The organism is Paenibacillus sp. 22594 (genome assembly GCF_052044425.1).
In the GTDB taxonomy this organism is placed as follows: Bacteria; Bacillota; Bacilli; order Paenibacillales; family Paenibacillaceae; genus Paenibacillus_AQ.
The window spans coordinates 810,787-834,913 of record NZ_JBQENA010000001.1; the positions used below are offsets into that span (position 1 = coordinate 810,787).

Here is a 24,127-nt window from a genome sequence, read left to right on the forward strand (position 1 = left end):
TTCGTCTAGCGTTAATTATACTATTAAATGGAAGAATATTACGATTACTAAAAATAATTCAATGAAAAAAAGCCTCCGCCAATCTCTGGCAGAAGCTTCTAACTGTGGATTCAAATGAACGAACGCTTGAGGAGCGGACGGTCCTGCAAATACAGCTCCAGGTCAGGACTATGTCCTTCGACGATTTCCTGTACAATAATCTTGGCCAGCAGTTGGCTGTAGACCGTTCCGTTGTCGCCGTAAGCGAGCAGGAAGTAGCTGTTCGGGAATTGATCGTATTTTCCGACTATAGGCAAACCGTCCACGATCCCGCCGTAAAATGCCGTGGAATAGAAGGCAGGCCTCACCTTGATTCCAGGAAACAATTGATTAAAATCTTCGATCAGCTTATCCTTCTTGTGCATCAGCTTGCTGTCCCGGTCCTCTGGTAAAGTCGTGTTGTCATCGAGACCACCGATGATAATCCGGTTATCGGCGGTGCTGCGGATGTATAAATAGGGGCGTGCCGTCTCCCAGAGAAGGGTCCGGTTATACCAGGAGGAGAAGTCCGCTACTTTCTCAGTGGTGACTGTATAGGTACTAACGAAAGAGGCTTGCTTTTCTTTTCGGATATCCATATTTTCATAGCCTGCTGCAAAAATGACATATCGGGCGCTCACCTCGTACCCGGTTTTCGTGTAGATAATCATGCGCTGCTGTTCCCGGTCATAACGGTGGCCGTTCATCTCCGTGTGCTCATAAACAGCAACTCCCTGTTGCCCCGCATACTGAAACAATGCATGGGTGAACTTGTACGGATTCAACTCACCATCATTGTAGGAGTAGATCGCGGCGTCCCGGCTGAACGGGTACTTCGCTTCAATGTCCTCTTGTGTCCAAAAGTCCAATTCTATGCCATGCCGCTTGATAAAAGCATACTCATTCCGTAAACGATCTACATCCTCGTGACAGCTAGCGGAATATAGCGTATCCCTCCGGCGAAATTCACAATCGATATCAACATGCCGTGAAGCCGCTTCGATCTCATCGATCGCCTCCTTAAGCAGTTTCAGATGCCGCCCGACATATTCATCCCCGAAGGTGTGGGCCAGGGCCGTGAACATTTTTTCGCCCGAATATTGAATGATAGCGGTGTTCGTACTCGTGCTTCCGCTGCCTATGGTCCCTTTTTCCAAAACAGTGACTTGTATGCCTCTGTCGGCTAAGTAATACGCACATTGCGCTGCGGAGCTTCCTCCGCCGATAATCACCACGTCACAAGTAACATTCTCCTTCAATGGAGGGTAGGACGGAGCTTCTGGAAAGGTGGTCGGCCAATAATAAGTTCCCGATTGTAAGTTCATGGAATTCCCCCTGCAATTAACAGACTGGAATTTATTATTACCCGGTTGTTAGGATTCATACGGTTTACTGCAGGCTGAAGCTTTATTTTTTTCTGCCGATATAGAGCAAATGGGATGCGTTTGCCCCTAGAATGTAGGGGTCTTCCGCTGATTCATAAATAAGTTCCATAAGCATATCTTCTTCGCCTCGTGCTGACCAGTAATCCCAATTCTCTTTCGTTAATCTCCCACCAATTCCTGTAGAAGCCACTAATTTTATGGTTTCAAAGCCATGACCTTCAAAAAAGGGAAGGATATCTTCAATATTAAAAAAATATGCCCCAGTAAACCTTCCTTGATCTGAATGGTTAAACACACCCGTTTTTTTAAATTCCATTATTTCTGCTAAGCTGTCGAGCTGAATAAATCTCTCGCATCCCGCACGAGAAAGTCCGAAAATTGATGAACCAGACCAAGCTCACTGCCTTTGCTATATCAACTAACCTGGGTGTTAAATCAGTCAGCGTTACGTCGTATCCCAGTTTGGCCAATTCCATCGAGTATTTTCCTGGGCCAGCCCCGTTGTCTAGAACTATTCCTGTAGGAGGCAGGCTATTCTTAATAAAATGCCAGTTCACCCTAAATTCAAGGGGTTCCCGGTCTAGGCGCCCCCATTCATCATAATTTGAATAATAATCAATGATATCACTCATTTGGCACCTCCGTTCTCTTGCAGCGACCTGATGAATTCATCCACTTGTTTTCTTGTTTTCAAAGTAATAACTTGTTGTGGTTCTTGGATACGTTCCAGTTTCTTTATTGTGTTCTTGCGGCTTCTTGTCCGGTAATTCCAGACCCACTTTACAAAGTCCCAGTCTATCTTTTCCGGGCACTCTTCGTTCATATCAGGTCTGGCCTTCTTGTGGTACATGATACGCCGTTTAAATATCCGGTACATACATAGAACTCTCGGCATGTCCAAAAAAATAATTAAATTTGCTCTCTTTATTCTGCTGTCCATCGTCCTGGAATAGTTGCCGTCAATGATCCATTGATCTTCGTGAGTGAAGCGCTCTACGATCTGATCCCATTCTGCATTTTCTTTGGGGACCCAGTTCGCATTCCAAAAATAGGTATCCAAATGGATAACCGGTAGCTTAAGAATGCCGCCAAGCTTCCTGGAAAGTGTAGATTTCCCCGATCCTCCCGAGCCAATAACCAATATCCTTTCCACAGTTTCTCCTTTCATGAAACAGACTAAGAGCCAGCAAATCAGGTTCCGCAAAAGGTTCGATAGGGACGCGCAGTTTCCTCCGGCAATGTCGAGTAATCCGTCTGTTCGTCAGAGTAGGCATACGGGTCTGAAAGAACCTTCAGGAGTTGCTCCATAACACTGTAGTTTTTGTGTTTCACCGCAGCTTCCAGTGCTTCTTCCACTCTGTGATTACGCGGAATGACCGCAGGATTGCTGCTGCGCATCAGCTGCTGCGAGGAAGCCGGGGTTTCGCCCTGTCTTCCAAGTCTTTCCTGCCAGAGCTTATGCCACTGGGTAAATTCCTCCGTGCCAGACAAGACTGTATCTTCCGGCTTCCCCAATGTTAAGGCACGAAAAGTATTCGTGTAGTCCGTACGATACGTTTGCATTATACGGAGGAGTTCTTCTATAAGATGGATATCCTCTTGTTCTTCGTTAAAGATTCCGAGCTTCGCTCTCATTCCTGCCACCCAAATCCGGTCATACCTTACAGAAAAATCAGCTATGGCAGCCTCAGCCATTTGGATAGCCTCCGATTGGTTGCCATGCAGCAGCGGAAGAAGAGTTTCTGCAAACCTCGCAAGATTCCAGGCGGCAATCCGGGGCTGATTGCGATAGGCGTAGCGGCCCTGAAGATCAATGGAACTAAATACGGTTGCAGGGTCATATACGTCCAGGAACGCGCATGGGCCATAATCAATAGTTTCTCCGCTAAGAGCCATGTTGTCGGTGTTCATCACCCCATGAATAAAACCTGCAAGCTGCCATTTGGCAATCAAATCCGCCTGACGTTGAATCACCTCCTGAAGCAAAATCAGATAACGGTTCCCTTCCGCATCCGCATCCGGATAATGTCTTTGCAGGGTGTAATCTGCCAAAGCCCGGAGCTCCTCGGTGTTGCCCCTTGCGGCAACAAATTGAAAGGTCCCGACGCGCAAATGACTGGCAGCTACACGGGTCAAAATGGCACCCGGCTGTTCGGTTTCACGGAATAAGGACTCACCGGTTGACACAACCGCCAAACTGCGGGTCGTAGGAATACCAAGCGCATGCATGGCTTCGCTGATGATGTATTCGCGCAGCATCGGGCCGAGCGCCGCCCGGCCATCGCCCCCTCTGGAGTAGGGGGTTCTTCCTGATCCCTTAAGCTGAATGTCTACTCGCACGCCGAGCGGATTGATCTGTTCACCAATGAGCACTGCCCGGCCGTCTCCCAGCATATTGAAATGACCGAATTGATGTCCTGCATAAGCTTGCGCAAGAGGTTCAGCACCATCGGGAACCTCATTGCCTGCGAGAACCGCTGAACCGTTATTGCTGCGCAGAGCCGGGACATTTAGCCCTAATGAGGTGGCGAGCGGATCATTAAAAATAACAAGCTCCGGCAAGCGGACAGGTGTCGGCTTCTGTAAGGTAAACAAAGATTCCGGCAGACTGGCGTAACTATTGTCGAAGTGCCACCCCGGGTCTATACTTTCTTTTTTCTCCGTCATAGTGCCTCCTTGTTTACTTTTAGTCGTAATTAGTTTCCTTCTAGTGTACACTGCTGCAGCTCTGCTAATTCTTGAGGCAGCGAAAAATAGCCATCTACATTAGGCTCGAACTCAACAGTCTTCACTACAGCATCAAAATTGAGTTCACCGTAGATATGAGGATATTCGCTTCCTTCATTGTATAGATCTTCCCACCTAACCTCAGCCTTTACTTTTGACGCCTCAATACACAGCAAAATAAGCCCGTGAACTCCCTGGAAATTATCATTGGCGACCGGCACTATTTTATGAATCGGTGAGCAATGAATGAAGCCTTCTGTTTCTAAAGTAGGACCTTTATAGACTCCGTTCAAAATCGCTGACTCCCATTCCGTTTTGAGCACAGCATGTACAAATATCATACCAAAACCCTCCTTATATAGGTTGTGTCAAAAAAAAAGCAAAAAGAAACCAACCTTTGGAAAAATGGAAGTGCGACAACCATTTCAAAGGAGTGGTTTCGTATTGCAGAAAATCCAGTCTGATTACCGGCAGCCTCGTTCATAAGCAAAACACGGATTGCTCCTGCCTCCTGCAGGGTGATGTTGGGTTTATAATTTAATGGTCGCTGCCCTGACTCACTCTGATCACAACACTGCCTTTCTTATGCCCTTGTTCCACATACCGATGAGCCTCGGCCGTATGTTCTAATGAATAGTACCTGTCGATCACCGATTTAATCTTCCCCGTCTCCATTAGATCTTTTAGGAATTGCAGATCCTGGATGCGGACCCTGGCCATTCCCTGCCCGGCTACCGTAACATATACTCCGGTGGGCTTCAGTGCTTTTTTGCACCTGGATTTTGGGAGCTTGCCGGAGGCATCGAAGATAATGTCATACCGAACGTCTCTTGTTGTAAAATCCTCTATCGTATAATCGATCACTTGACCCGCGCCCAAGGAATGTACCCATTCCAGATTTGCTGTACTGCATACCGCGTCTACCTCAGCCCCAAAGTGCTTAGCAAGCTGTAATGCAAATGTCCCTACAGTGCCTGAAGCTCCATAGACCAGAACTTTTTGTCCCCTTTGAACACCTGCTTTTCTAAGAAAATACAATGCGGTGGTTCCCCCATAAAGCGCTGCAGCAGCTTCCTCAAAGGTCGTATTGGCCGGTTTGAACCATACCATTCTATCTTCATGCAGACAGGCATACTCAGCATGGGCGCCAAAGTGCATCCCCGTTAATGCAAAAACCAGGTCACCTTGCTTGAAATGCTCCACTTCAGAGCCTACAGCTACTACTTCACCGGCTAACTCTACACCCAAAACAGGTTTTCTGGGTTTTCTTAGACCTAATACGATCCGCATAGGCAGCCATAGCAAGGCAGGACTCTTGAAAGTCCGTACTCTAACATCCCCTGCGGTTACGGTTGAAGCATGAACCTTGATCAGCAGTTCTTTGCTCTTGGGCAAAGGCTTCTCCAGCTCTATGAGGCGCAGTGTTTCTGGTGATCCGTAGTTGGAGCATACTATGGCTTTCATAAGTTTCCCCCCCGGGTGTCGATTTGCAATAAGTATAGCTTCAGCGGGGACGATAATGTAGATACTTAAGTATGCTTTTCGCCAAAAACTGAAACAGTGCTGTTAAAAGACATTACAACAAACCTAGCCTACGGGCACGGGCAACAGCCTCTGTACGCCGCGAGACCTGAAGTTTGTCAAAGATATTGCGGTTGTACCCCTTAACAGTACTTAGTGCTAGAAATAGCCGCTCGCTAATCTCGCGGTTCGAGAGACCTTGTGCAATGAGCTGCAATATTTCAAGCTCCCGTCCGCTCAGTGTCTCAATAAGGGGCTGGGACGTACTGGGCAGTTGATTAGCAGATCTCAATTGGCTGTGTTGTGGATTCTCGGCTTCAAATGCAGCCAGCAGTCTCCTCCGGTAGTCCAGTAATTCCCCACCAACCTGTGCTTCGCGCAGCAGCCTTTCAACCGGCAGCCCTTCGTCGACAAAAGCGCGGATATAGCCGCCAGGCTGGGCCATTGTCATAGCCTCAGCCAATGCTTGCGTCGCTGCAGACTTATCTCCGTTTCTGTAAAGGACTGCTGCATAAAAAATCATTCCCTTTAGCCGTTCGTCCGGACGACCCCTGACGGCTGCTTGCCCAAGCATTGGCTCAAGCACCGCTAGCACGGCAGAAGTATCTCCGCGTGCCATGTATACCTTTGCCTGGCAGAGTGAAAGCCCGTGCTGCTCAGCAAGGATAGCGGCTGCATCCAGGTTCTCCTGATGAAGCAAAGCCGACACTTGCATAACTGCAATCTGGGGAATCTGTGCCCAGAAATGTTCCTTGCGGGCGAGAAGCTCTGCTTGTGCTAAAATAGCAGCTGCCGCACTCACCTCTCCCCGTGCAAGCTTCAGCTTGGCGAGCAGCACCTCGCCTGCCACCCCCCGGTCCGAATCTTCAAACTGTTGCGCAAGCTGGACGCTTTGCCGGCTGTGCAGGAGGGCTTGATCCCATTCATTCCATTCATAAAAGATCCGCGCTAATCCCAGGTGTGCTTCGCATGCAGCCGGCAGTGGCGGTTCCCCAGCCCATTCCAGCACACGATGATAACTCCCAGCCGCAGCCGGTAACTGGTTCTCCACTTCCTGAATGTTTCCGAGGCCTAGGGTCGCCATGATAGTGATCATCACATGCCCGATTCTCTTGCTGATCGACAAGGCTTCGGCATAGGCTGTTTCGGCCAGGCTGAGATCTCCTTGGAGCTGATAAGCATACCCCAGCGACCACGCGGCCGCTGCACGCACCGGCAGATTGTCAGGATGGAGGTATTCCAAGGCGCGGCGTGATTCGGCCATGATGGGTTCAGCCTGGTGTCTGCTTACCGCGAGCGTAGCACGTATAGAGGCAATATGTCCTGTAATATCACGGGTTCTCTCGTTCTGTACAGTGCCGTGCAGCGCTTGTTCTGCAGCTTGCAGCTTCTGTTCAACACTCGATATCCAGCCCTGCATGAGGAGTCCGGAAGCATACATAACCCACAATGAAGGCCTTGAATCGAGTATTTTCCTTGGTACGGATTCCAGCCAGTTCAGTACGGGAGTTACTGCTCCCCGAAACAGCAACGGCATCCCTTCTCCTTCCATCAACCGGGCAGCGCGTTCGATATCCCCGGCAGCGGCTGCATGGTGGAAAGCTTCAAGTTCAAATCCATTGTCCTCATACCATACGCTCGCCCGAATATGAAATTCAGCAACGGGAAGGCCTTGAGACAGACGTTCCCGCAGCAAATCCGCAAAGAGGTGGTGATAGCGGTACCAGCGTCTTTCGTTGTCCAAAGGGATAAGGAAAAGATTCGCATGTTCAAGATATTCCAAGGTGCGTTGTCCGGAAGAAAAAGTTGACTCTCCAGATTCTTCACCCATAACAGCATCACACAGCGGGCCGCACATCCGGCTCAGGACCGATGTGAACAGCAAAAAGGCCTGAATACTTGCAGACTGCTGCTGCAGCACTTCTTCTACCAGATAATCCAGGACAAACTTGTGGCGCCCCGAGAACGACTGGATGAAACCGGTGGTATCATTGCGCCCCTGCAAAGAGAGTGCGGCTAATTGAAGGCCAGCTATCCAGCCTTCTGTGCGGGTTTCAAGGAGCATAACATCTTCAGCGGAAAGCATCAGACCCATCACCTGATCTAGAAATTCAGCAGTTTCGGAGGCATTGAACCGCAGGTCTGCAGCATGCAGTTCAGTCAATTGATGCCGCACACGGAGCCTCGGCAACGGTAAAACCGGTTCTTCGCGTGTGGCGATGACCAGATGCATCTGCGGCGGCAGGTGCTCAATCAGAAAAGCCACGGCTTCATTGACCGGCTTCGAATCAATCAGATGGTAATCGTCAAGGACAAGAATGGAAGGCTCAGATACAGAGGTGATTTCATTCAGAAGTGCCGTCAGCAGTGATTCGATTGGCGGGGGCTGCGGGGATTGAAGCATAGCAAATATACCCTCTCCGATGTTCACGCCAATGGTCCGGCAAGCGGCGCACAAATACGTGAGAAAACTCGCAGGATCATTATCACCAGCATCCAGCGACAGCCACCCGGCTCTGCGTCCGCAGACGGAGAGCCAAGCACTGACGAGTGTCGTTTTACCATAACCGGCAGAGGCGGAGAGGACAGTCAGCTTGCCTTGCAAACCTTCGTTAAGCCGCTCCAGCAGACGCGGGCGGACAACGATTTTTGACCTGGCCGGGGGGATATACAGCTTGGTAGATACAATAGATATTGTCATAGCTAGATTATAATGATTGTAATCCTGCAGCGTCAACAAAGCAGCTCGTTCCGGGATCAGCTGGATAGCCTGCGAGCCCTCATCCTCCGTTCAATGGAACGGGTAATCTACAACAATAACACTTTCAATCAAACTGCCTGCGTTTTGCAGAAATTGCTGATGCAGCGGATGGTGAAAATAGTTCCGGCTTGCCTGTTTGTCTTCGAAAGTAATCCGGATACCCAGAGTATATCCATTCTTATTCTCAACTTCTTCCGTTACATTGATGCCAGCGCTCAGTTCAATAATACCGGGAATCGAGGTTTTGAAAGAGTTCACGGTCTGGATGACTTCTTCTTGTTTCTCTGCCGTGCCGCTGTTATTGAATTTAAAAAGAACGATATGTTCGTACATGATGTACCCTCCACTCGAGTATTGATATTATCTTGGTCTTCATTGATTCTTCTCCATAGATGACATAAGCTATTGTATAAAGAACCCTCCGGGTTAGTAAGAGATTTGATTATCCTGGGATTGTCAGTCCCACTCTCCTTGTGAAATTCATGTGAAAGGGAAGAATTATATGTCTACACCCCAATTAGATAGATTTCAGGAATTAGCCCGATTCTTGCGGATTCGCAGAGAACGGATTCGGCCTGAGCAAGTCGGATTGCCATATAGCGGACGCAGACGCACTCCCGGGCTTCGCCGCGGAGAAGTCGCTATGCTGGCGGAAGTAGGATTGGATTGGTATACCTATTTGGAACAGGGCCGGCACATTAATGTATCCCCTGAAGTCCTTGAACGATTGTCCAACGTATTCATGCTGGATGCCTCCGAACGTAAACATCTGTTTTCGCTGGCACGCAGGGAGCTGCCCCTCGAGCTGCCATTTGACGCCTCCTTTGTCAGCCCGTCGCTGCAAGGTTTCCTGGATAGTCTCGATACTTCTCCTGCCAGTATCATGGATACCCGAATGAACATCGTCGCATGGAATTCGGCTTACTGTGCCATTAACGGTGACTTATCCTCCATGTCTGAACGGGAACGGAATTTCGTATGGATGACCTTTACCTCCCCGCAATTCCGGTATCTCAAAGGCGATCAATGGGAGCTTCACGCCCGCCGAATCGCAGCTCAATTCCATGCCGGCTACGCCCGTTGTGCAGACGATCCCTGGTGGTCTGAGCAATACGAGGCTTTATCCAAGGCCAGCCCCGAGTTTCGGGAATTCTGGAAAACTCATGACATAAGGGATGCCATTGACAGCCACAAAGTGCTGCGGTGTCCTAACCTGGGGAAGCTGAATTTCGACCTGGTCTCCTTCCAATCCCTGGAGAATCCAAACCTGACTGTGTCCATTCACGTTCCGCAACAAGACGGCACCATTGCAAAAATGGAGCTGCTGATGAATAAAGGTAACTTTATTTAAGAAATAGTTTCATCAGACGATTATAGATTGGGTTAATCATATACCCCGTTGGATTCATCGAATAGCGTTTGCCTGTATTCAGCTGGCTGACTTTTTCCATATTCCTGCTGGTCAGGCTAAAATCAAAGATCTCGCTGTTCTCCTTGATTCTTTTGGGATTAGAGGACTTGGGAATAAGGATTACTCCCCGTTCCAGGTGCCAGCGTAAAATGACCTGAGCCACCGTTTTATGATGCTGCTCAGCGATCTTTTTTAATTCCGGATGCTGGAGAAGTGTCTGATTGCCTTGTCCTAGCGGAGCCCAGGCCTCGTGCAGGATCTGATGCTCCTTAAGATAGTTATGCAGCTCTAATTGCGGAAACTCTGGATGGGTCTCAATCTGATTGATCATCGGCGGGATTGTACTGTATTTCATTAAATGCTCCAGATGCTGAATCTCAAAATTAGCCACCCCAATGACTTTAATCTTCCCCGCTTCATATAATTCCTCCATCGCTTTCCACGTCTCTATATAGTTAGGCGATGCGAAATGGATTAGATACATATCCAGGTAATCTACACCCATCTTTTGAATGGTTCGTTCAAAGGCCTTCTTGGTCGCTTTATACCCATGATCTGTGTTCCACACTTTGGAGGTGATGAAAAATTGCTCACGCGGGATTTGACTGTTCTGGATCGCTCTGCCTAAAGCTTCCTCATTCCCGTAAATTTTGGCGGTGTCAAAATGCCGGTAGCCTATCTGAATAGCCTCGCTGATTGCTGTCCTGAACTCTTCCTCCTTAGTTATTTTATAAACTCCAAACCCTAATTGCGGGATTGCAACGCCATTGTTTGCTCTCACTACTGTTGATTCTAGACTCATTTGAATGCTCCTTTTCGCTAATTTAAAATCGAAATATACACAATATTCTTTATACCTATTATATTTAGTTAATTCAAAAAAAATAGGTTAACTTTATCACGTTAATAAATCCGTTAACCTTACTTTTTTTAATTGATCCTGCATCGCTATCTCTGCAGCCTCTAGACTGTCTGAGATTTTTTGTTTCACTTCATCCACTTCTTTTCCTTGCAGGGTTACATCCGTGTGGAGTTTGAATAAGGCTTTTCCAGGCTCTACGGCCAGAAAAACATCCAATATCGTGATCTCGGATAACGGTCTTGCCAGCAGGATGCCACCTTTAGCCCCTTCTTTGGCAATCGTCAGTTTGGCATTATTCAGGTTGCGGATGACTTTCACCGTGGTTGGTACTGGAATATTAAGCTGCTCGGAAATCACTTTGGTGGATAAAAAGTTAGCACAGTTTTCCTCCGAGATACCATGAATATAGAGTAATATGGAGATCCCTTGCGATAAGGCTGTCGAGTATGACAATTGTATTCACCCTAACTATCGATTTCTAAATATACTATATATCTTTTAGATTTAGATTTCAAGCAGGCAATTAAATATCGAGCTAGCAGCCTAAAAAAGATAATAAAAGCAGCACTCTCAGAGTGCTGCCCGCGTGTATACCACTATCTGTAAGTGTCATGCGTTGGACGAAACAGATCTTCCTCAGAGTCTCTGACCATCGAAAAATGTTCGACATTGTAGTGTCCATGCAGTGTACGGTTATGATGCCTGATGATCTGTTCTGCACTCAAAACCTCACTGTCTGTTGTAGAATGTCCATCTCCGACTAGGGTAACATCCAGCTTACTGACGGTAGCCGTCCGGACTGCGGTATCGATACAGTGCTGTGTCTTACAGCCCATAATCACCACATGTTCGACCTGTTGATCTTGTAAATATTGCAGAAGTCCGGTCCCGTGAAAAGCATTTGTTGCCTGCTTATCGAACACTTTGGCATCTGCAGGCATATGGATTTCACTGTGCACCTGAAAACCTGCACCCTTTCCCTGAGCTACATCGAGATCCCTTACAAACACCGCTTCAACACCAGATTCTTTTGCCTTCTCAATCACTTTATTGATCGTGTGAATGAGCTGCTCTTTATTAAATACTGCACTTTCCTCTTGGTTCCCATCCATTAATTCCTGCTGCGCATCAATGATTAACAATAGCTGGTTCAATCAAATTCCCCCTTTAATAGGCTAGAAAACGGCTCTGATCCGTTACTTACGCAACCTAAAGAGCTCACTCCCGTATTACCTTCAGTATACTTGGCACATAAGATATCTCAAGAGGAGTGAAGCGAATGAAGAAATACGGAATAAGTCTGCTGCTTTTCATTTTGCTGGTTGTACCAGGTTGCGGGTTTGCAGAAAAGGTGGGGAACAGCGTCAATTTCGCCGCCGATACAGCTTCATATATGCAAACCTTGACGGAGTTCGGGCAGGAAATGGATACACTGGCCGAGAGTGCTGCCACAGATCCGCAGGTTAGACAGGCATTGACGGATAGACTCCTTGCGCTCAAGGAACAGATCGTTCAATATGCTGACCTGCAGGTTCCCGAATATGCAGCGGACCTGCATCAATCCATTGTAGGGTATAATGAAACACTCCAGCAAGGTCTGGATCAGGCAATCACCAATCTGGAAGAAGGAAAAGCCGCCTTTGAATCGACAGGCATTCCCGATACAATAAACAAAATCAACGAATTATTAAACCAGCTTACTCAGCTGATCCCGCAATAACAGCACATATAAGCGCTCAAAGCATAGGAGTAACTGCTTTGAGCGCTTTTTAGGTTCATGGGTTGGATACAGCTTTAGTTTCCCGTCAGCAAATATTTATATATCTTCCCATCCCGTACATACTCATTAGTGAACAGCAGAGCGTCCCCTTCACGCTTGATGAATTTCAGATTGTCCCCATAGAACGGAATATCGTTGGTTTCCGCATATTCCTGCTGCTTGGTGTCGAGCAGCTTTTGGTACAATAATGTCTGTTTACCTGACTTGCGTTCGATCAGCGTAAGCAGCCCCTTCTGATTCGGACGAATCAGCAGAAAATCATCATCCATTCCTTCCACCAAATAGTTCTCAGCTACACCCCCAAGCTTCACCATGTCTATGGATGAGGTTACCTTCCCTGTACCATCTTCAATCAGCCGCAGCGTTTTCCCGTCAGTAAGCACCAAGTGATTGCCGTACATTTTCACATTATCCCCATAGCGCATCCAGTACTTCACACTATCCTGGCGGATAACCATTCCATCCTTGAGGATCAGCGTATACCATTTATTGTTGATATGGGGTTCGCCGTAAATATCCGTGATAGTCAGGTAAATCAAGCCCTTTGGAGTCTTTTTAAAATCAAATTGAACCATATCGTACAGCTCCGAACCGAGTTTTGCCAGCAATCTGAACTCACCGGAAGGAGCGGTTACATAGAGATTCCCTGTTTTTTTATCAATAGTATATTGGTTACCACCATAAACAGCGCTTGCGGATGCGAAGGACTTAAGCCCTTCAGCTGTATAGACACTATGCGCGGCATCCCAGCCCACCGTGGTTCCTCCCAGTGAACGTACTACGAAACGGGCGGGAACATAGAGCTGCTCCTCATAGATAAAAGGAGTGCCGCCAAGATCAACGATAGCTCCGTCGAGAACGCCCTTTGTGCTCCCTATGCGAATACCAACCTTTTTCTTCCATCCAACAAACTGCACCTTTTGATGAGCCTGATCCCAAATGGCCTGAAGACCTGCCGACTCCAACAGATAAGCGGGCACATAGGTAATTCCATTCTTGATCAGCGCCGAATTGGTGCTCTGTCCTCCGCCCTCCATTGAGTACTTGAAATATGCCGAAGAAGCAGCGTCTATAATTGGAGCCATTAGCAGAGAAGTCACGAGCAAAGGGGCAAACAGCCATTTTTTCACCATACATCTTTCCATCCTCTCTTGGCACAGCATTCATTCCTGTATGTATAGACGCAAACGGTTCAGATAGGTTTCATTTTAAGGGTAGCTGGGTCTTGGCCCATAATCTCCACCCACATCCAAATAATCGTATCCTTAACTTTTTTTCCAGCGGCATGCACCTATCTTAGGCTCCAGTCATAAAAAGGTTATAAGGAAGGCGGGATGCAGGTGAACAACAATCAGGCTTTTGATGAACGGGCCATCTTTCTGGCGGCTGTCTGTGGACAGACCTATGTCCAGTTTAATCATACGGATGGTGCATTCACTGTTCCAACAGGATATTCAGTCACCCATATCATTCAAGCGAAATCGTTAGGCCATGTATGGGAACCGTTTGGATTCATTATGGAATCGCCGCAAGAGATCATTATTGCCTTCCGCGGGAGCAGTTCAACGGCTAACTGGATTTCTAATGCCAATGCCACGCAAAAAAAGTACAAATACATCAAAGAAAACTGCCTTACCCACCGCGGCTTCACCAACATTTATTCCTCTGCACGAAGCGGTATTCACTCCGCACTCTCCCGGTTGTCCCCCGGCAAAAAGCTATATATTACAGGTCACAGCCTCGGTGGGGCACTCGCAACGCTATGCGCTCCCGATGTTGCTGCTAATACTGCATTTAATACTCCGCACCTATATACCTATGGTTCTCCCCGTGTGGGTGATCCGGCCTTCGCAAAAGCTTGTACGCGATATGTTCCGAATAGCTACCGTATTGGCAATCTTTTTGACGCTGCCGTTTATGTTCCGCCCTCGATCTTCATAATGCCTGGCCGGGACAAACGGTATTATTACAGCCATGTCCAAACCTTCTACCCCCTTTCTTTTCAAAAAGGTTCCGTCAGCCTCAATCACGCACTCAGCAGTTATTTCAGTGAACTTTCCAAGCTCCGTCCGGAGTTTACTCAGCAGCTATGCGCTTCAACCCCCGGTTTTTGTCCGGTTGTGGAAGAGCTCCCCCAAGCGACTCGAGCTTAGCAGGCCTTGAATAAGCAAAAGACACTAGCCGAAGGGCTAATGTCATGGATCATTCTCACCTATGTAAAGTGAATTTTCATTTGTGTTTCCTGATGAATCTCTTTGCTGCGTCACCTGCTGCCGCCGGAAGCTGCATCCACACATAAGCATGGAGGGAGTTCTCGATACGTTCAATTTCATAGGTATCAACTAGACGGGCAAATGTATGCAGACTGCTTCTCATGTTCTCATCTGCCCACTCTCCTTCGCTCGGCAGGAAAAGAACCGGACACTTCACCTTGTTGTAATAGTGTTCAAATTTTACATCCCAGTATTTTTGAACATATTCAGTTCTAACCCGATTTAAAAAACAATAGGTAAAATTACCGTTCGGCAGCTGCTGCAGATTATTTTTGATAAAAGCCGAGAAGTATTCGTTCCACAATCCGTCCGCCTCGAGTTCCATCCGTTCTTCTTCCTCATAGGCTTCTCTAGTGGTAAATTCACGTTCTTCCCGCTGTGCCAATTGGGCCCGCAGGGCTTCCTTCTTCTGTTCAATTTCTTCTTCTGAACCCTTAAATAGACCATACTCACCAAACTCATTATACATAGCACCTTCACAGATAAGGGATTGAACAAGCTCGGGATGTGATGCAGCCAGACTAAGTCCCACCTCCGCCCCCATGGAGCTGCCGACAACATGACAATGCTCCACATTAAGATGCTGCAGCAGGATATACATATCATTAGCCATATCATCAATATGATAGCCTGTTTCAGGTTTATCTGATTTGCCATGCCCCCGGCAGTCCGGAGCAATGATACTATATTCCTGCTCAAACTGCGGGATGATACCATCCCACATGTTCAAATTCCCGCCGCTAAAGTGGAGAAAGAGAACGGCTTCCTTCTGTTCAATTACGTATTTCACATTGATACCTATGTGCCCTAAGTCTATTAGTTCCTCTAGCATGTACTTTGCCTCCAATATGTAAAATCATTCACTTCATTATACCCTATGGATTCTATCAGATTCAGTGTGAAAGTTGAGTTAAGTATAAAAACTGTTATACTGCAATTGAGAACGATTATCAAATATGAAGGTAGTGAACGTACATATGCTCACTCAGCGTTGTGACAGCTCCATCGCTCATCCCCATAGCTTCTATATCCCCACGCGATTGGCAAATCTTAACGGATTATCCGTCAGTGGAGAACCCTCTACCGGGCAACAGCATTCTATTTTGATGATTGTAACCGGCGGGAACGGCACGATTGAGCTTGAAGGGAAACCGCATAACATTGCTTGCGGAACCTTGCTGTGCTGCTCCAGCTCGCTAAGCATTTCCTTACATCCACAATACCAGCTTCATGGGTTATGGATTGAATACTCCACCTTGCCTCCGCAGCCAGCCGGGGCCAATCCCTTGAACAACGGCATACCTTTGAATGCAGGCAGCTCAAAAGCTTGTACACTGGCTTCAGAACTGCTAAAAACCTGGGAAGCGCCGGCACAGGATAAACCGTTCGACTTACAGAAGCTGTTCTCGGAGCTTCTGGTAGAGCTGTACCGCACAAAAGTGGAATGTGCCCAAGCATCCGTGCAATGGCTTGATCAAGTACTGCAACATATAGAAACGCATTATAACGAAGATCTGACAAGAGTACAGATGGCAGAACTAGCCGGGGTCAGTCCGGAACATTTCTCACGCACCTTCCGCAAGGCCACGGGTCAAACCTTTAATAAATATCTTACTTTACTTCGGATCCGCAGGGCACAGCAGCTCATTCTGACAGACAGACCGAATTTGACCGCACTGGCACTGGAAGTTGGCTATGGCGAAGGAACCTATTTAAGCAGGAAATTCAAGCAGGTGGTCGGCGTATCTCCGGCAGCCTACCACCGCAAGAACAAAAGAATTGTTGCTCTGAACTTCAATCACACCGCGAGTCTAAGAGCGTTAGAAGTCATGCCTGAACTGGGTGTGTATTCAGGCTGGATGGAGCATCTTGAGCTTGCCCCTTCCCGGTATAAATTGCGGTTTGAAGAGACAAGCTCCGCTTCGCTATACCAATCAGTAGTCGCAGCACGGCCCGATGTTATCATCAGCTATAGCCTTACCGCTGAGAGCAAGCTGCTGCTGCCGGTAGCACCGGTAATTGAGCTGCCTTTTATGCGTATGGGCTGGCGGGAGCAATTCCGGCAGATCGCCGCTATTGCAAACCGCGAGCCGCAGGCTGAGGCCTGGCTGAGCCGCTACGGTGAGCTGTGTCATACCGCCAATCTGGAGTTGGACCGGCTGCTCGGAGCGCGGGGCACAGCCATCGTCTGGGAAATTGGCGAAGATACCGCTTATTCCTACAGCAGCAGCTTTGGGCATGGATGTCAGATCCTATATGGTGATTTGGGTTTCCGCCCGCCTGCTGCCCTGCTGGAGCAAGGCCTGCTCCATAGCGGTTATTTGAAGTCACCCACCCAGAATATCGCTGCTTATCCTGCAGAACATATATTCATTACCAGTATTCCCTCAACAAGTGAAGGACTGGAGCGGTTCTCAGCGCTGCTGCACTCCTCAAGCTGGAAGGAGCTTGACGCAGTTCAAAATGGCCATGTCTATCAACTGAACCAGCCGGAATTATTCTACGGCTTCGATCCCTTATCCTCGCTGGCGCAATTGAAAATGATTATGCAGACGATCACATCACAAATTTACATGAGGTGAGATCACATCAGACCATAGTCTTCACCGGGTGAAGTCTGTAAAGTATAAATGAGAATGATAATCATTGTACATAAGGAGGCACACAAGTTGAATAACCTGCAACAACGCAGCGCGAAACAAAAACATTGGCTCATCTTTTCCCTGCTGCTGGCAATGACCTTATTGGCTTCAGCCTGTGGAGACAACACTTCCAAGGGAAGTGCCGCTAATACAGGAAGCGCCACCGAAGCCCCTCCGGCTTCGCAGCAACCGGAGCAGACGGTGGAACCCGCTGCATTCAAAACGGTTACAACCATAAACGGGGAGATTAAAATCCCGGTTGAACCTAAACGCATCGTTGCCGAGGAATACCTGGGCAGCCTGATTGCCCTGGATACTATTCCTGTCGGCGCTCCCGGCCTGACACTGGAGAATATGTACTTCAAAGAAGCCCTTGCCGGCATAGCCGATACCGGAACCTACGGGAAAATGTCACCCGAAAAGATCCTCGAACTTGAACCCGATCTGATTATTTCCGGTATGGCCGACAGCTATGAGGCTTTAAGCCAAATTGCTCCTACCATCATCGTGCCTTATGGGGATCTAAAAAATGCCCATGAAGAGTTAACTTATTTCGGAGAGCTGCTGGGTAAAGAGCAAGAAGCCAAGGACTGGCTGGCTCAATTCGACAAACGTATTGCTGAAGCCAAAGCCAAGGTGGACGCAGCTATCCCTACTGATGCTACCTTCAGCATTCTCGAGCATGGCGATAAAGCCACTTGGGCTTATGGAGACAACTTTGGACGCGGTGGACAGCCTGTCTATCAGGCGCTGGGCCGCAAACCTCCTACTGGAGTTGCTAAGGAAATCATGGAGAAGCAGTGGGCTGAAATTTCTGCTGAGATGCTTAACAAATATGCAGGGGATTACCTCATCGTAACCGACAACGAACAAACCGTGCAGGACTACAAGGATGATCCGATCTGGGGCAGCCTGCCTGCGGTCAAAAATAATCATATTTATGTCTGGAAGGAAGGAACATCCTGGTATTATGATCCCATTGCCGTTCTTTCCCAAACGGAAGAGCTTGCGGCTTGGCTCACCGCCGGACAAAAATAATGCAAGTCATTCTATGAACACCAAAAGAGCCATTTTCCTAACTCAGGAAAATGGCTCTTTTGCGATATTTACCGTAAAGGTATACCCGGAAGATATTTTGATTAGGTACGCCGCATATATGCCCGCACGGTGATGGGCGCAAAGACCGCCACAATGACAGCGGCTCCGATGAGGGAGTAGACCAGATCCGAGCCCATGGTTCCTAAGTTGACCAGATTACGGACGGCTGTCACCAGATGCGATATCGGGTTCATTTTGACGAACCATTGAAGCCAGTCCGGCATCGTGTCCACCGGCACAAAAGCATTCGACAGGAAGGTCAGCGGGAATAGCACGATCATGGATATCCCCTGAACACTGGAGGCTGTACGTGCGATAACACCGAAGAAAGCAAAGATCCAGCTGATGGCCCAGGAGCAGATAATTACCAGCACACCGGCCATGACAACATGCCCGAATCCGCCTTCAGGACGAAGTCCCATCACATATCCCATCGCAAACGTAAGCACAGTCGCTATCGTATAGCGGACTGTGTCTGCAAGCAAGGCTCCGGCAAGCGGGGCTATCCGTGAAATTGGCAGAGACTTGAAGCGGTCAAAGACGCCCTTTTCCATATCCTCACGCAGCTGTACGCCTGTCACAATCGAAGTAGTGATTACGGTCTGCACGAGAATTCCGGGGATGATCACCGGCAAATAATTGTGGATATCCCCGGAGATCGCTCCTCCAAAGATATACGTAAACATCAGGGTGAAAATAATCGGCTGAAGCGTAACATCGAATAATTGTTCAGGGGTGCGTTTGATTTTGAGCAGCCCCCGATAGGCCATCGTTAATGAATTCCGCACCGATTGGCCGAAGCTCGTGTGGTTTTTGAGCTGGCGTTCAGCGCCTGGCTTAATGAATGTACTCATACTGTTTACCCCTCCATTTGGTTTGACTTGGCGGATGCCAACGTGGATTTCTCTTCTACCCCATGCCCCGTAATACTCAGAAAAACCTCGTCTAGCGTTGGCTTCTGTACACTAAGCTCAGCCAAAGAAATCCCCGCTTCACGGAGAGCAATCAGCAGATCGGTGACCCGGTCCGCATCCCCCATAGGTGCAGTAATGTTCGCAGATTCCGCTGATATAATGGTTTTTACATTCAGCACCCGTTCAACAGTCTGGCGTGCAAAGCCGATGTCAAGCGGATTCTGAACTTTTAACTGCAGGGACGAAGTACCGACAGATGATTTCAGCTCATCTACGGTACCCTCAGCGACTACCCGGCCATGGTCGATTACAGCGATCCGGTCTGCCAGCTGATCCGCCTCTTCAAGATATTGTGTGGTTAACAGAACCGTTGAACCGGACTGAATCAACCGCCGGATGGTATCCCACATCTGATTCCGTGTGCGCGGGTCCAGACCGGTCGTCGGTTCATCCAGGAAAATGAGCGGCGGCTGCGCAATCAAACTTGCAGCCAAATCCAGCCGGCGGCGCATTCCGCCCGAGAAGTTTTTAAGCGGACGTCTGGCAGCCTCCGTTAATCCAAATTCCTCGAGCAGCTCCTCGGACTTGCGCCGTGCCTCGGCACGTCCCAGACCGAGCAACCGGGAGAAAATCACCAGATTCTCAGTGGCACTGAGCGATTCATCTACAGAAGCATATTGTCCGGTCACGCCAATCAGCTGACGCACAATCTGCGGCTCCTTCACCACATCATGCCCGAAAACCCTGGCGGATCCGCCATCAGGCCTCAGCAGCGTCGCCAGCATCCGGATTACTGTAGTCTTACCTGCCCCATTCGGACCCAGTACGCCATATATTGAACCTGTGGCTACTTTAAGATCCACACCATCTACTGCGCGATTGTCCCCGAAAATTTTGACAAGCCGCTCTGCCTCGATGGCCCATTCTTTCTTCGGGGTTGCTGCCTTAAGTTGACTCATTTGTTACTCCTCCTTGACAACTAATATAGTTGGATCATAAATCGCTTATTTAAACTGAATATAAACATGTTATGTATTCCTTCTGTGCCGCTTCATTATAACGCCAACGGGTAAGCAGCTTAACGGTCTCCAAACGCATTTATCCCTCAGTCTCCGGATGTAGAAAGCAACCACTTCATTATTAAAAAGGCCTGGGAAAAGGCATTTCGCCTTAAACCCAAGCCATATATTTATTCATACGGTTTGCTATTACTCGACAGGTACATTTGCTATGTTCACCGGTTCGGTAAATTTTGCAGTACCGCTTAATCTCAAGCGCATATTGGCTGCACCGGTGGTAGCTGGATTGATTGTTAGGGTTAAACTTCTGGTGGCAATACCGCTTGAATTGGCCGTTAGCGAAAAGGTTGAGCTATAGCCATACGCTGACGGCCACGAACCGTCACTGTTCTTCACCTTTGCGACTTGTGTACCTGAACTGGTATACACCCCAAGGCTATATCCGGAGGTCGTCGAGCCCGGTGTCAGACCGGAGAGTGTCACTTTCACCTCGAACTCATAATGATTAGGAAGCGTTGCCTGATGTTCGAATGCATATAAAGGTGTTGTTGGAGAAGTGGAGCCGGCACCGTAAGAACCGGTCTTGAAAGTGGAAGAATCATACCATTTGTAGCCGGCAGCCGGAGATGCCCAAGGTTCAGCCTGCGGCTCCGTGGAACTGGCGGGCGCTTCCCAGCTGTATACCGGAGTGGCCGTATCCAAGGTTAGGCCCGGAACTGCGGAGAATGTCGTATAGCTCTCCGGTGTAGCGAGCCAGTTCACCATGTTGACCAAAAGTGTGGCGTCATCCGCCTCCTCATAGCCATCATAGGTTGTTTTAGTGCCGCCCGTCTCTTCTTTTTTGTATTTAGGCGTGGCATCCTCTACCGGAGAGGAGTCGCCTATAAAGCCCGCTTTACCTGCGCTAACCTTGGCTACCGCAACAAAGGGCCCTTCCGCGACACCGCCGCCGTTATACACACCGGCATCCACTGCGCTGGACCAAGCGGTAGCCGTTGCCGGAACATAGACAATTCCCTTTGCCTTCGCCGGGTCTGTGATGGCAAGTGTGGAACCGGCGTGAACAGTCACGCTGGATACCCCGCTTGTAATATTGAAGGCTTGCGAAGGAGTCACGATATGGTTTGCCGACACATCGCCCAGTGCGTTATAACGGAATCTCACACCGAAGTTGGAAGCCAACCAATCCGAGCTCGAAACTCCAGACATCGCCGGTGAAGCAGCTTCCTCCGCCCCCATACCTAGAGCAGGACTTCCCCAAGCTCCCCGCCGGTAGCCGTTGAAGACCTCGGAGGCGTCGAAGCGGTTTTTGTTCCGGTCTGCATTGTAATGATCGCTGATGAAGAAAATGCTCCCCCCGCCTTGAACATAGTCAAGCAGTGCACTCTGCTCGGACGTCTTGTACGGGATATTGGCTTCCGGAATGATGAATACGTCGTAGCCAGACAGATCGGACAAGGTGATCGCAGTAGTCTTGCGAAGCTCTTTAATGTAGTATCCTTCGGCTGCCAGGCCGTTCGCAAAATCCGAAAAGCCGCCATCAATAACCCAATCGGCCGCACCGGCAGTCTGGGCATGCGTGTTATCGAACAATACCTTCTTGCCGTTCGCGGTGGTGGGGGTAATGCTGGGAGCCGGATCAGATGCCCCTTCGGCTTGAACCAGGGGGACAGGGATGATTACAGCAGACGCCAGCATTGCGGCAATCGACAGGCATGTCCAGGTTTTACGCAGACGCGGAAAGCTTGGAAACATTCTTCATTCCTCCATTCTCTTCATAGGATTGAGGCCATTACGGCTGACAATAGAATATCATAGTAAAATTTGGAACAGAAGTACTATTTGCTATTTTTTACAATTTTAAAACAATTTTATTCAAAGGATGACAAACCGGCGGGATGACTGAGCCAACATCAGCTATCGACAAATAGGTAATCTGTTGCGTATAATATATATGTAATAGGTTACCTATTTAATAAAGAGGAGCTGAGTATGTTGGATGAAAAGGATGAGCAGGCTTACATTTTGGGTGCTGTGCTGACACTTGCCAACCGCCTTCAGGTACTGGGAGATAAATTGGACGATCAAATGACCATGAAGCAGTGGCTGCTGATTGCAGTCATCCTGAAGAGTGGTTCATCCTCCCCCACCTTAAGTGATGTTGCGGAGATGATCGGCAGTTCGCGGCAAAATGTAAAGAAGATGGCCCTTTTGCTTGAGAAGCAGGGGTTCGTTACGCTTACAAAAGATAACAAAGATGCCCGTATCCTCCGGCTGCAGTTGACCGGGAAATGTGGAGCCTATTTTGCGGAGAGAAGCGATCGGGAAGCCCGTTTCATGGATTCACTATTCCAGTCATTCGATTACAGACTAACCGAAGGCTTATTCTACGGCTTGACCCGGCTCACAGAGAACATTGCCCAAATGGAAGCAGACTCATACGAAGACAGAGAGGTGTAGAACATATGGCCCTTTTATTGGTTATTCTGGCTGGCACCGCAGCTGCCCTGATTGTTTTTTTCAAGATTCCCTACTCCAGAACCAAAGCAGAATTCCGGAGGATCGCAGACAAGTACCTCGTCAAACCTTCCATTCCGAACGAGACGTTTACAAGTGAAGACTGGAAGCTGCTTCCTCCCCCTGTCCGGAAGTATTTTGAGACCAGCGGATTTACCGGCATGCCGAAAATGTCCTCGATGGAAGCCGTATTTAACCAAGTTGAGTTTATCCTGTCGCCCAAAAAACCTGCTATTCCCATAAAATATACGCAGTACAACTTCGTTCAGCATCCCGTCAGAATCGCTCTGATTGAGACAGCTATGTACGGCATCCCTTTTCAGGGCCTTGATTCCTATGTAGAGGGTACCGGCAGTATGAAGGGCGTCCTGGGCAAGACATTCACTCTCTTTAACCAACTAGGCGTGGAGATGGATCAGGCGAGTCTGGTTACCTTTTTGTCAGAATCTCTCTGGGTGCCGAGTGCTATTCTACAGGACTACATTACCTGGATTCCCATTGACGATCATCATGCGCAGGCGATCATTTCGTGTTATGGGATTACAGCGGGCGGAATATTCAGCTTTAACGACCAGGGGGAATGCCAATCTTTTACAACAAACGACCGCACCGCCATTGGAATGGACGGCTCCAAGCAGCGTGTGCGCTGGTCCGCCCTAATGAAGGATTACAAGTGGATTGACGGTATTAGACAACCTACACACCTGCAGGCTGTGTGGCATTATGACAGTGGGGATCTCGTCTATTTTGACAGCCGGAATGTTCAGATGAAGTATCGTTGAACGCAATGCCTCGCGGCTGATCTGCTTCGCAGCAGGGAAAAAGTGACGCTGGAGTCGGATGGCTTTGGCTTGCCCACAATCTGCTGGAGCAAGCTGCAAACGACCAAAAACACAAAACAGCGATCCTTCAATACCGGAGGATCGCTGTTTTGCTGCCTTTTACACATTTAAGATGATAAACTCCTGTCTTTGTGTAGGAATAGCTACTTATGAGTCAGCCTCCTGTAATAATAGACACTCAAACCCCATAATGAATAACATATTTCTTTTCTTCAATGGCCTGTCTCAACAATCTCATTAAATCTATCAATTCAGATGATGATTTAGATTGTTTATCTTTTAACATAATCAAATCGCCCCACCAATCATTCAGGAAATCATCAGCAACACAAGCCACTTGCACCCACCTTTACTTTC

25 protein-coding genes are annotated in these 24,127 nt (G+C 48.4%); 7 read left to right on the forward strand and 18 right to left on the reverse strand.

What is annotated here, in order from left to right; translation table 11 throughout:
- Positions 1-110: 110 nt before the first annotated feature.
- The 9 genes from ACTJKB_RS03725 to ACTJKB_RS03765 form a co-directional block, all read right to left on the reverse strand.
- Entirely contained in the window at positions 111-1,343 is a 1,233-nt protein-coding gene (locus tag ACTJKB_RS03725; RefSeq protein WP_440831858.1) for an NAD(P)/FAD-dependent oxidoreductase, read from the reverse strand.
- 82 nt (positions 1,344-1,425) lie between these two features.
- The gene (locus ACTJKB_RS03730; protein WP_440831859.1) at positions 1,426-1,719 is read right to left on the reverse strand and encodes a hypothetical protein; all 294 of its coding nucleotides are present in this window, start codon (positions 1,717-1,719) and stop codon (positions 1,426-1,428) included.
- On the reverse strand, positions 1,709-2,035 hold the full coding sequence (locus tag ACTJKB_RS03735) for a class I SAM-dependent methyltransferase (protein ID WP_440831860.1): 327 nt from the start codon (positions 2,033-2,035) through the stop codon (positions 1,709-1,711). The genes ACTJKB_RS03730 and ACTJKB_RS03735 overlap by 11 nt, the downstream gene beginning before the upstream one ends.
- Complete coding sequence (locus ACTJKB_RS03740) at positions 2,032-2,571, reverse strand: DNA topology modulation protein (RefSeq protein ID WP_440831861.1); 540 nt, start codon at positions 2,569-2,571, stop codon at positions 2,032-2,034. Before ACTJKB_RS03740 ends, ACTJKB_RS03735 begins: the two co-directional genes overlap by 4 nt.
- A gap of 23 nt (positions 2,572-2,594) precedes the next feature.
- A complete protein-coding gene (locus ACTJKB_RS03745; protein WP_440831862.1) occupies positions 2,595-4,070 on the reverse strand; it encodes a protein adenylyltransferase SelO in 1,476 nt (491 codons plus the stop codon).
- Positions 4,071-4,099: 29 nt separating this feature from the next.
- Positions 4,100-4,471, reverse strand: a complete 372-nt coding sequence (locus ACTJKB_RS03750) for a DUF952 domain-containing protein (protein ID WP_440831863.1) — start codon at positions 4,469-4,471, stop codon at positions 4,100-4,102.
- A gap of 196 nt (positions 4,472-4,667) precedes the next feature.
- A complete protein-coding gene (locus ACTJKB_RS03755) occupies positions 4,668-5,594 on the reverse strand; it encodes an NAD(P)-dependent alcohol dehydrogenase (protein ID WP_440831864.1) in 927 nt (308 codons plus the stop codon).
- 112 nt (positions 5,595-5,706) lie between these two features.
- On the reverse strand, positions 5,707-8,352 hold the full coding sequence (locus ACTJKB_RS03760) for a LuxR C-terminal-related transcriptional regulator (protein WP_440831865.1): 2,646 nt from the start codon (positions 8,350-8,352) through the stop codon (positions 5,707-5,709).
- Positions 8,353-8,442: 90 nt separating this feature from the next.
- Positions 8,443-8,745 (reverse strand): Dabb family protein, encoded by a 303-nt coding sequence (locus ACTJKB_RS03765; protein WP_440831866.1) that lies wholly within the window; start codon positions 8,743-8,745, stop codon positions 8,443-8,445.
- 169 nt (positions 8,746-8,914) lie between these two features.
- Between ACTJKB_RS03765 and ACTJKB_RS03770 the strand changes: the two genes are divergently transcribed.
- A complete protein-coding gene (locus ACTJKB_RS03770) occupies positions 8,915-9,763 on the forward strand; it encodes a helix-turn-helix transcriptional regulator (protein ID WP_440831867.1) in 849 nt (282 codons plus the stop codon).
- Here ACTJKB_RS03770 and ACTJKB_RS03775 read toward each other — a convergent pair.
- The 3 genes from ACTJKB_RS03775 to ACTJKB_RS03785 form a co-directional block, all read right to left on the reverse strand.
- Positions 9,756-10,625, reverse strand: a complete 870-nt coding sequence (locus ACTJKB_RS03775) for an aldo/keto reductase (RefSeq protein WP_440831868.1) — start codon at positions 10,623-10,625, stop codon at positions 9,756-9,758. The genes ACTJKB_RS03770 and ACTJKB_RS03775 overlap by 8 nt on opposite strands.
- Before the next feature lie 96 nt (positions 10,626-10,721).
- Positions 10,722-11,138, reverse strand: a complete 417-nt coding sequence (locus ACTJKB_RS03780; protein ID WP_440831869.1) for an RrF2 family transcriptional regulator — start codon at positions 11,136-11,138, stop codon at positions 10,722-10,724.
- Positions 11,139-11,281: 143 nt separating this feature from the next.
- Complete coding sequence (locus ACTJKB_RS03785) at positions 11,282-11,839, reverse strand: cysteine hydrolase family protein (protein WP_440831870.1); 558 nt, start codon at positions 11,837-11,839, stop codon at positions 11,282-11,284.
- A gap of 125 nt (positions 11,840-11,964) precedes the next feature.
- Between ACTJKB_RS03785 and ACTJKB_RS03790 the strand changes: the two genes are divergently transcribed.
- A complete protein-coding gene (locus ACTJKB_RS03790; RefSeq protein WP_440831871.1) occupies positions 11,965-12,405 on the forward strand; it encodes a DUF6376 family protein in 441 nt (146 codons plus the stop codon).
- 74 nt (positions 12,406-12,479) lie between these two features.
- Here the strand turns inward: ACTJKB_RS03790 and ACTJKB_RS03795 are convergent, their stop codons facing one another.
- Positions 12,480-13,598, reverse strand: a complete 1,119-nt coding sequence (locus ACTJKB_RS03795; RefSeq protein ID WP_440831872.1) for a copper amine oxidase N-terminal domain-containing protein — start codon at positions 13,596-13,598, stop codon at positions 12,480-12,482.
- 201 nt (positions 13,599-13,799) lie between these two features.
- Between ACTJKB_RS03795 and ACTJKB_RS03800 the strand changes: the two genes are divergently transcribed.
- Entirely contained in the window at positions 13,800-14,618 is an 819-nt protein-coding gene (locus ACTJKB_RS03800) for a lipase family protein (RefSeq protein ID WP_440831873.1), read from the forward strand.
- A gap of 76 nt (positions 14,619-14,694) precedes the next feature.
- Here ACTJKB_RS03800 and ACTJKB_RS03805 read toward each other — a convergent pair whose 3' ends face one another.
- On the reverse strand, positions 14,695-15,570 hold the full coding sequence (locus ACTJKB_RS03805; RefSeq protein WP_440831874.1) for an alpha/beta fold hydrolase: 876 nt from the start codon (positions 15,568-15,570) through the stop codon (positions 14,695-14,697).
- Between the two features lie 124 nt (positions 15,571-15,694).
- Between ACTJKB_RS03805 and ACTJKB_RS03810 the strand changes: the two genes are divergently transcribed.
- Together ACTJKB_RS03810 and ACTJKB_RS03815 are read left to right on the forward strand one after the other, a co-directional pair.
- Positions 15,695-17,320 carry a helix-turn-helix domain-containing protein gene (locus ACTJKB_RS03810; protein ID WP_440831875.1) on the forward strand — a complete coding sequence of 542 codons (1,626 nt, stop codon included), beginning with the start codon at positions 15,695-15,697 and terminating at the stop codon, positions 17,318-17,320.
- 87 nt (positions 17,321-17,407) lie between these two features.
- Positions 17,408-18,418 (forward strand): ABC transporter substrate-binding protein, encoded by a 1,011-nt coding sequence (locus ACTJKB_RS03815; RefSeq protein WP_440831876.1) that lies wholly within the window; start codon positions 17,408-17,410, stop codon positions 18,416-18,418.
- 101 nt (positions 18,419-18,519) lie between these two features.
- On the opposite strand, the gene ACTJKB_RS03820 is transcribed toward ACTJKB_RS03815, so the two are convergent.
- The 3 genes from ACTJKB_RS03820 to ACTJKB_RS03830 all read right to left on the reverse strand — a co-directional run bounded on the left by ACTJKB_RS03820 (position 18,520) and on the right by ACTJKB_RS03830 (position 22,166).
- Positions 18,520-19,332, reverse strand: coding sequence for an ABC transporter permease (locus tag ACTJKB_RS03820; RefSeq protein WP_440831877.1), 813 nt, complete (start codon positions 19,330-19,332; stop codon positions 18,520-18,522).
- A gap of 5 nt (positions 19,333-19,337) precedes the next feature.
- Complete coding sequence (locus ACTJKB_RS03825; protein WP_440831878.1) at positions 19,338-20,351, reverse strand: ATP-binding cassette domain-containing protein; 1,014 nt, start codon at positions 20,349-20,351, stop codon at positions 19,338-19,340.
- Positions 20,352-20,600: 249 nt separating this feature from the next.
- Positions 20,601-22,166, reverse strand: a complete 1,566-nt coding sequence (locus ACTJKB_RS03830) for a DNA-binding protein (RefSeq protein ID WP_440831879.1) — start codon at positions 22,164-22,166, stop codon at positions 20,601-20,603.
- 237 nt (positions 22,167-22,403) lie between these two features.
- Between ACTJKB_RS03830 and ACTJKB_RS03835 the strand changes: the two genes are divergently transcribed.
- Both ACTJKB_RS03835 and ACTJKB_RS03840 read left to right on the forward strand, forming a co-directional pair.
- The gene (locus ACTJKB_RS03835) at positions 22,404-22,871 is read left to right on the forward strand and encodes a MarR family transcriptional regulator (protein ID WP_440831880.1); all 468 of its coding nucleotides are present in this window, start codon (positions 22,404-22,406) and stop codon (positions 22,869-22,871) included.
- 5 nt (positions 22,872-22,876) lie between these two features.
- Complete coding sequence (locus ACTJKB_RS03840) at positions 22,877-23,710, forward strand: DUF6544 family protein (RefSeq protein ID WP_440831881.1); 834 nt, start codon at positions 22,877-22,879, stop codon at positions 23,708-23,710.
- Between the two features lie 238 nt (positions 23,711-23,948).
- Here ACTJKB_RS03840 and ACTJKB_RS03845 read toward each other — a convergent pair whose 3' ends face one another.
- Positions 23,949-24,107 carry a hypothetical protein gene (locus tag ACTJKB_RS03845; protein WP_440831883.1) on the reverse strand — a complete coding sequence of 53 codons (159 nt, stop codon included), beginning with the start codon at positions 24,105-24,107 and terminating at the stop codon, positions 23,949-23,951.
- Between the last annotated feature and the right edge of the window lie 20 nt (positions 24,108-24,127).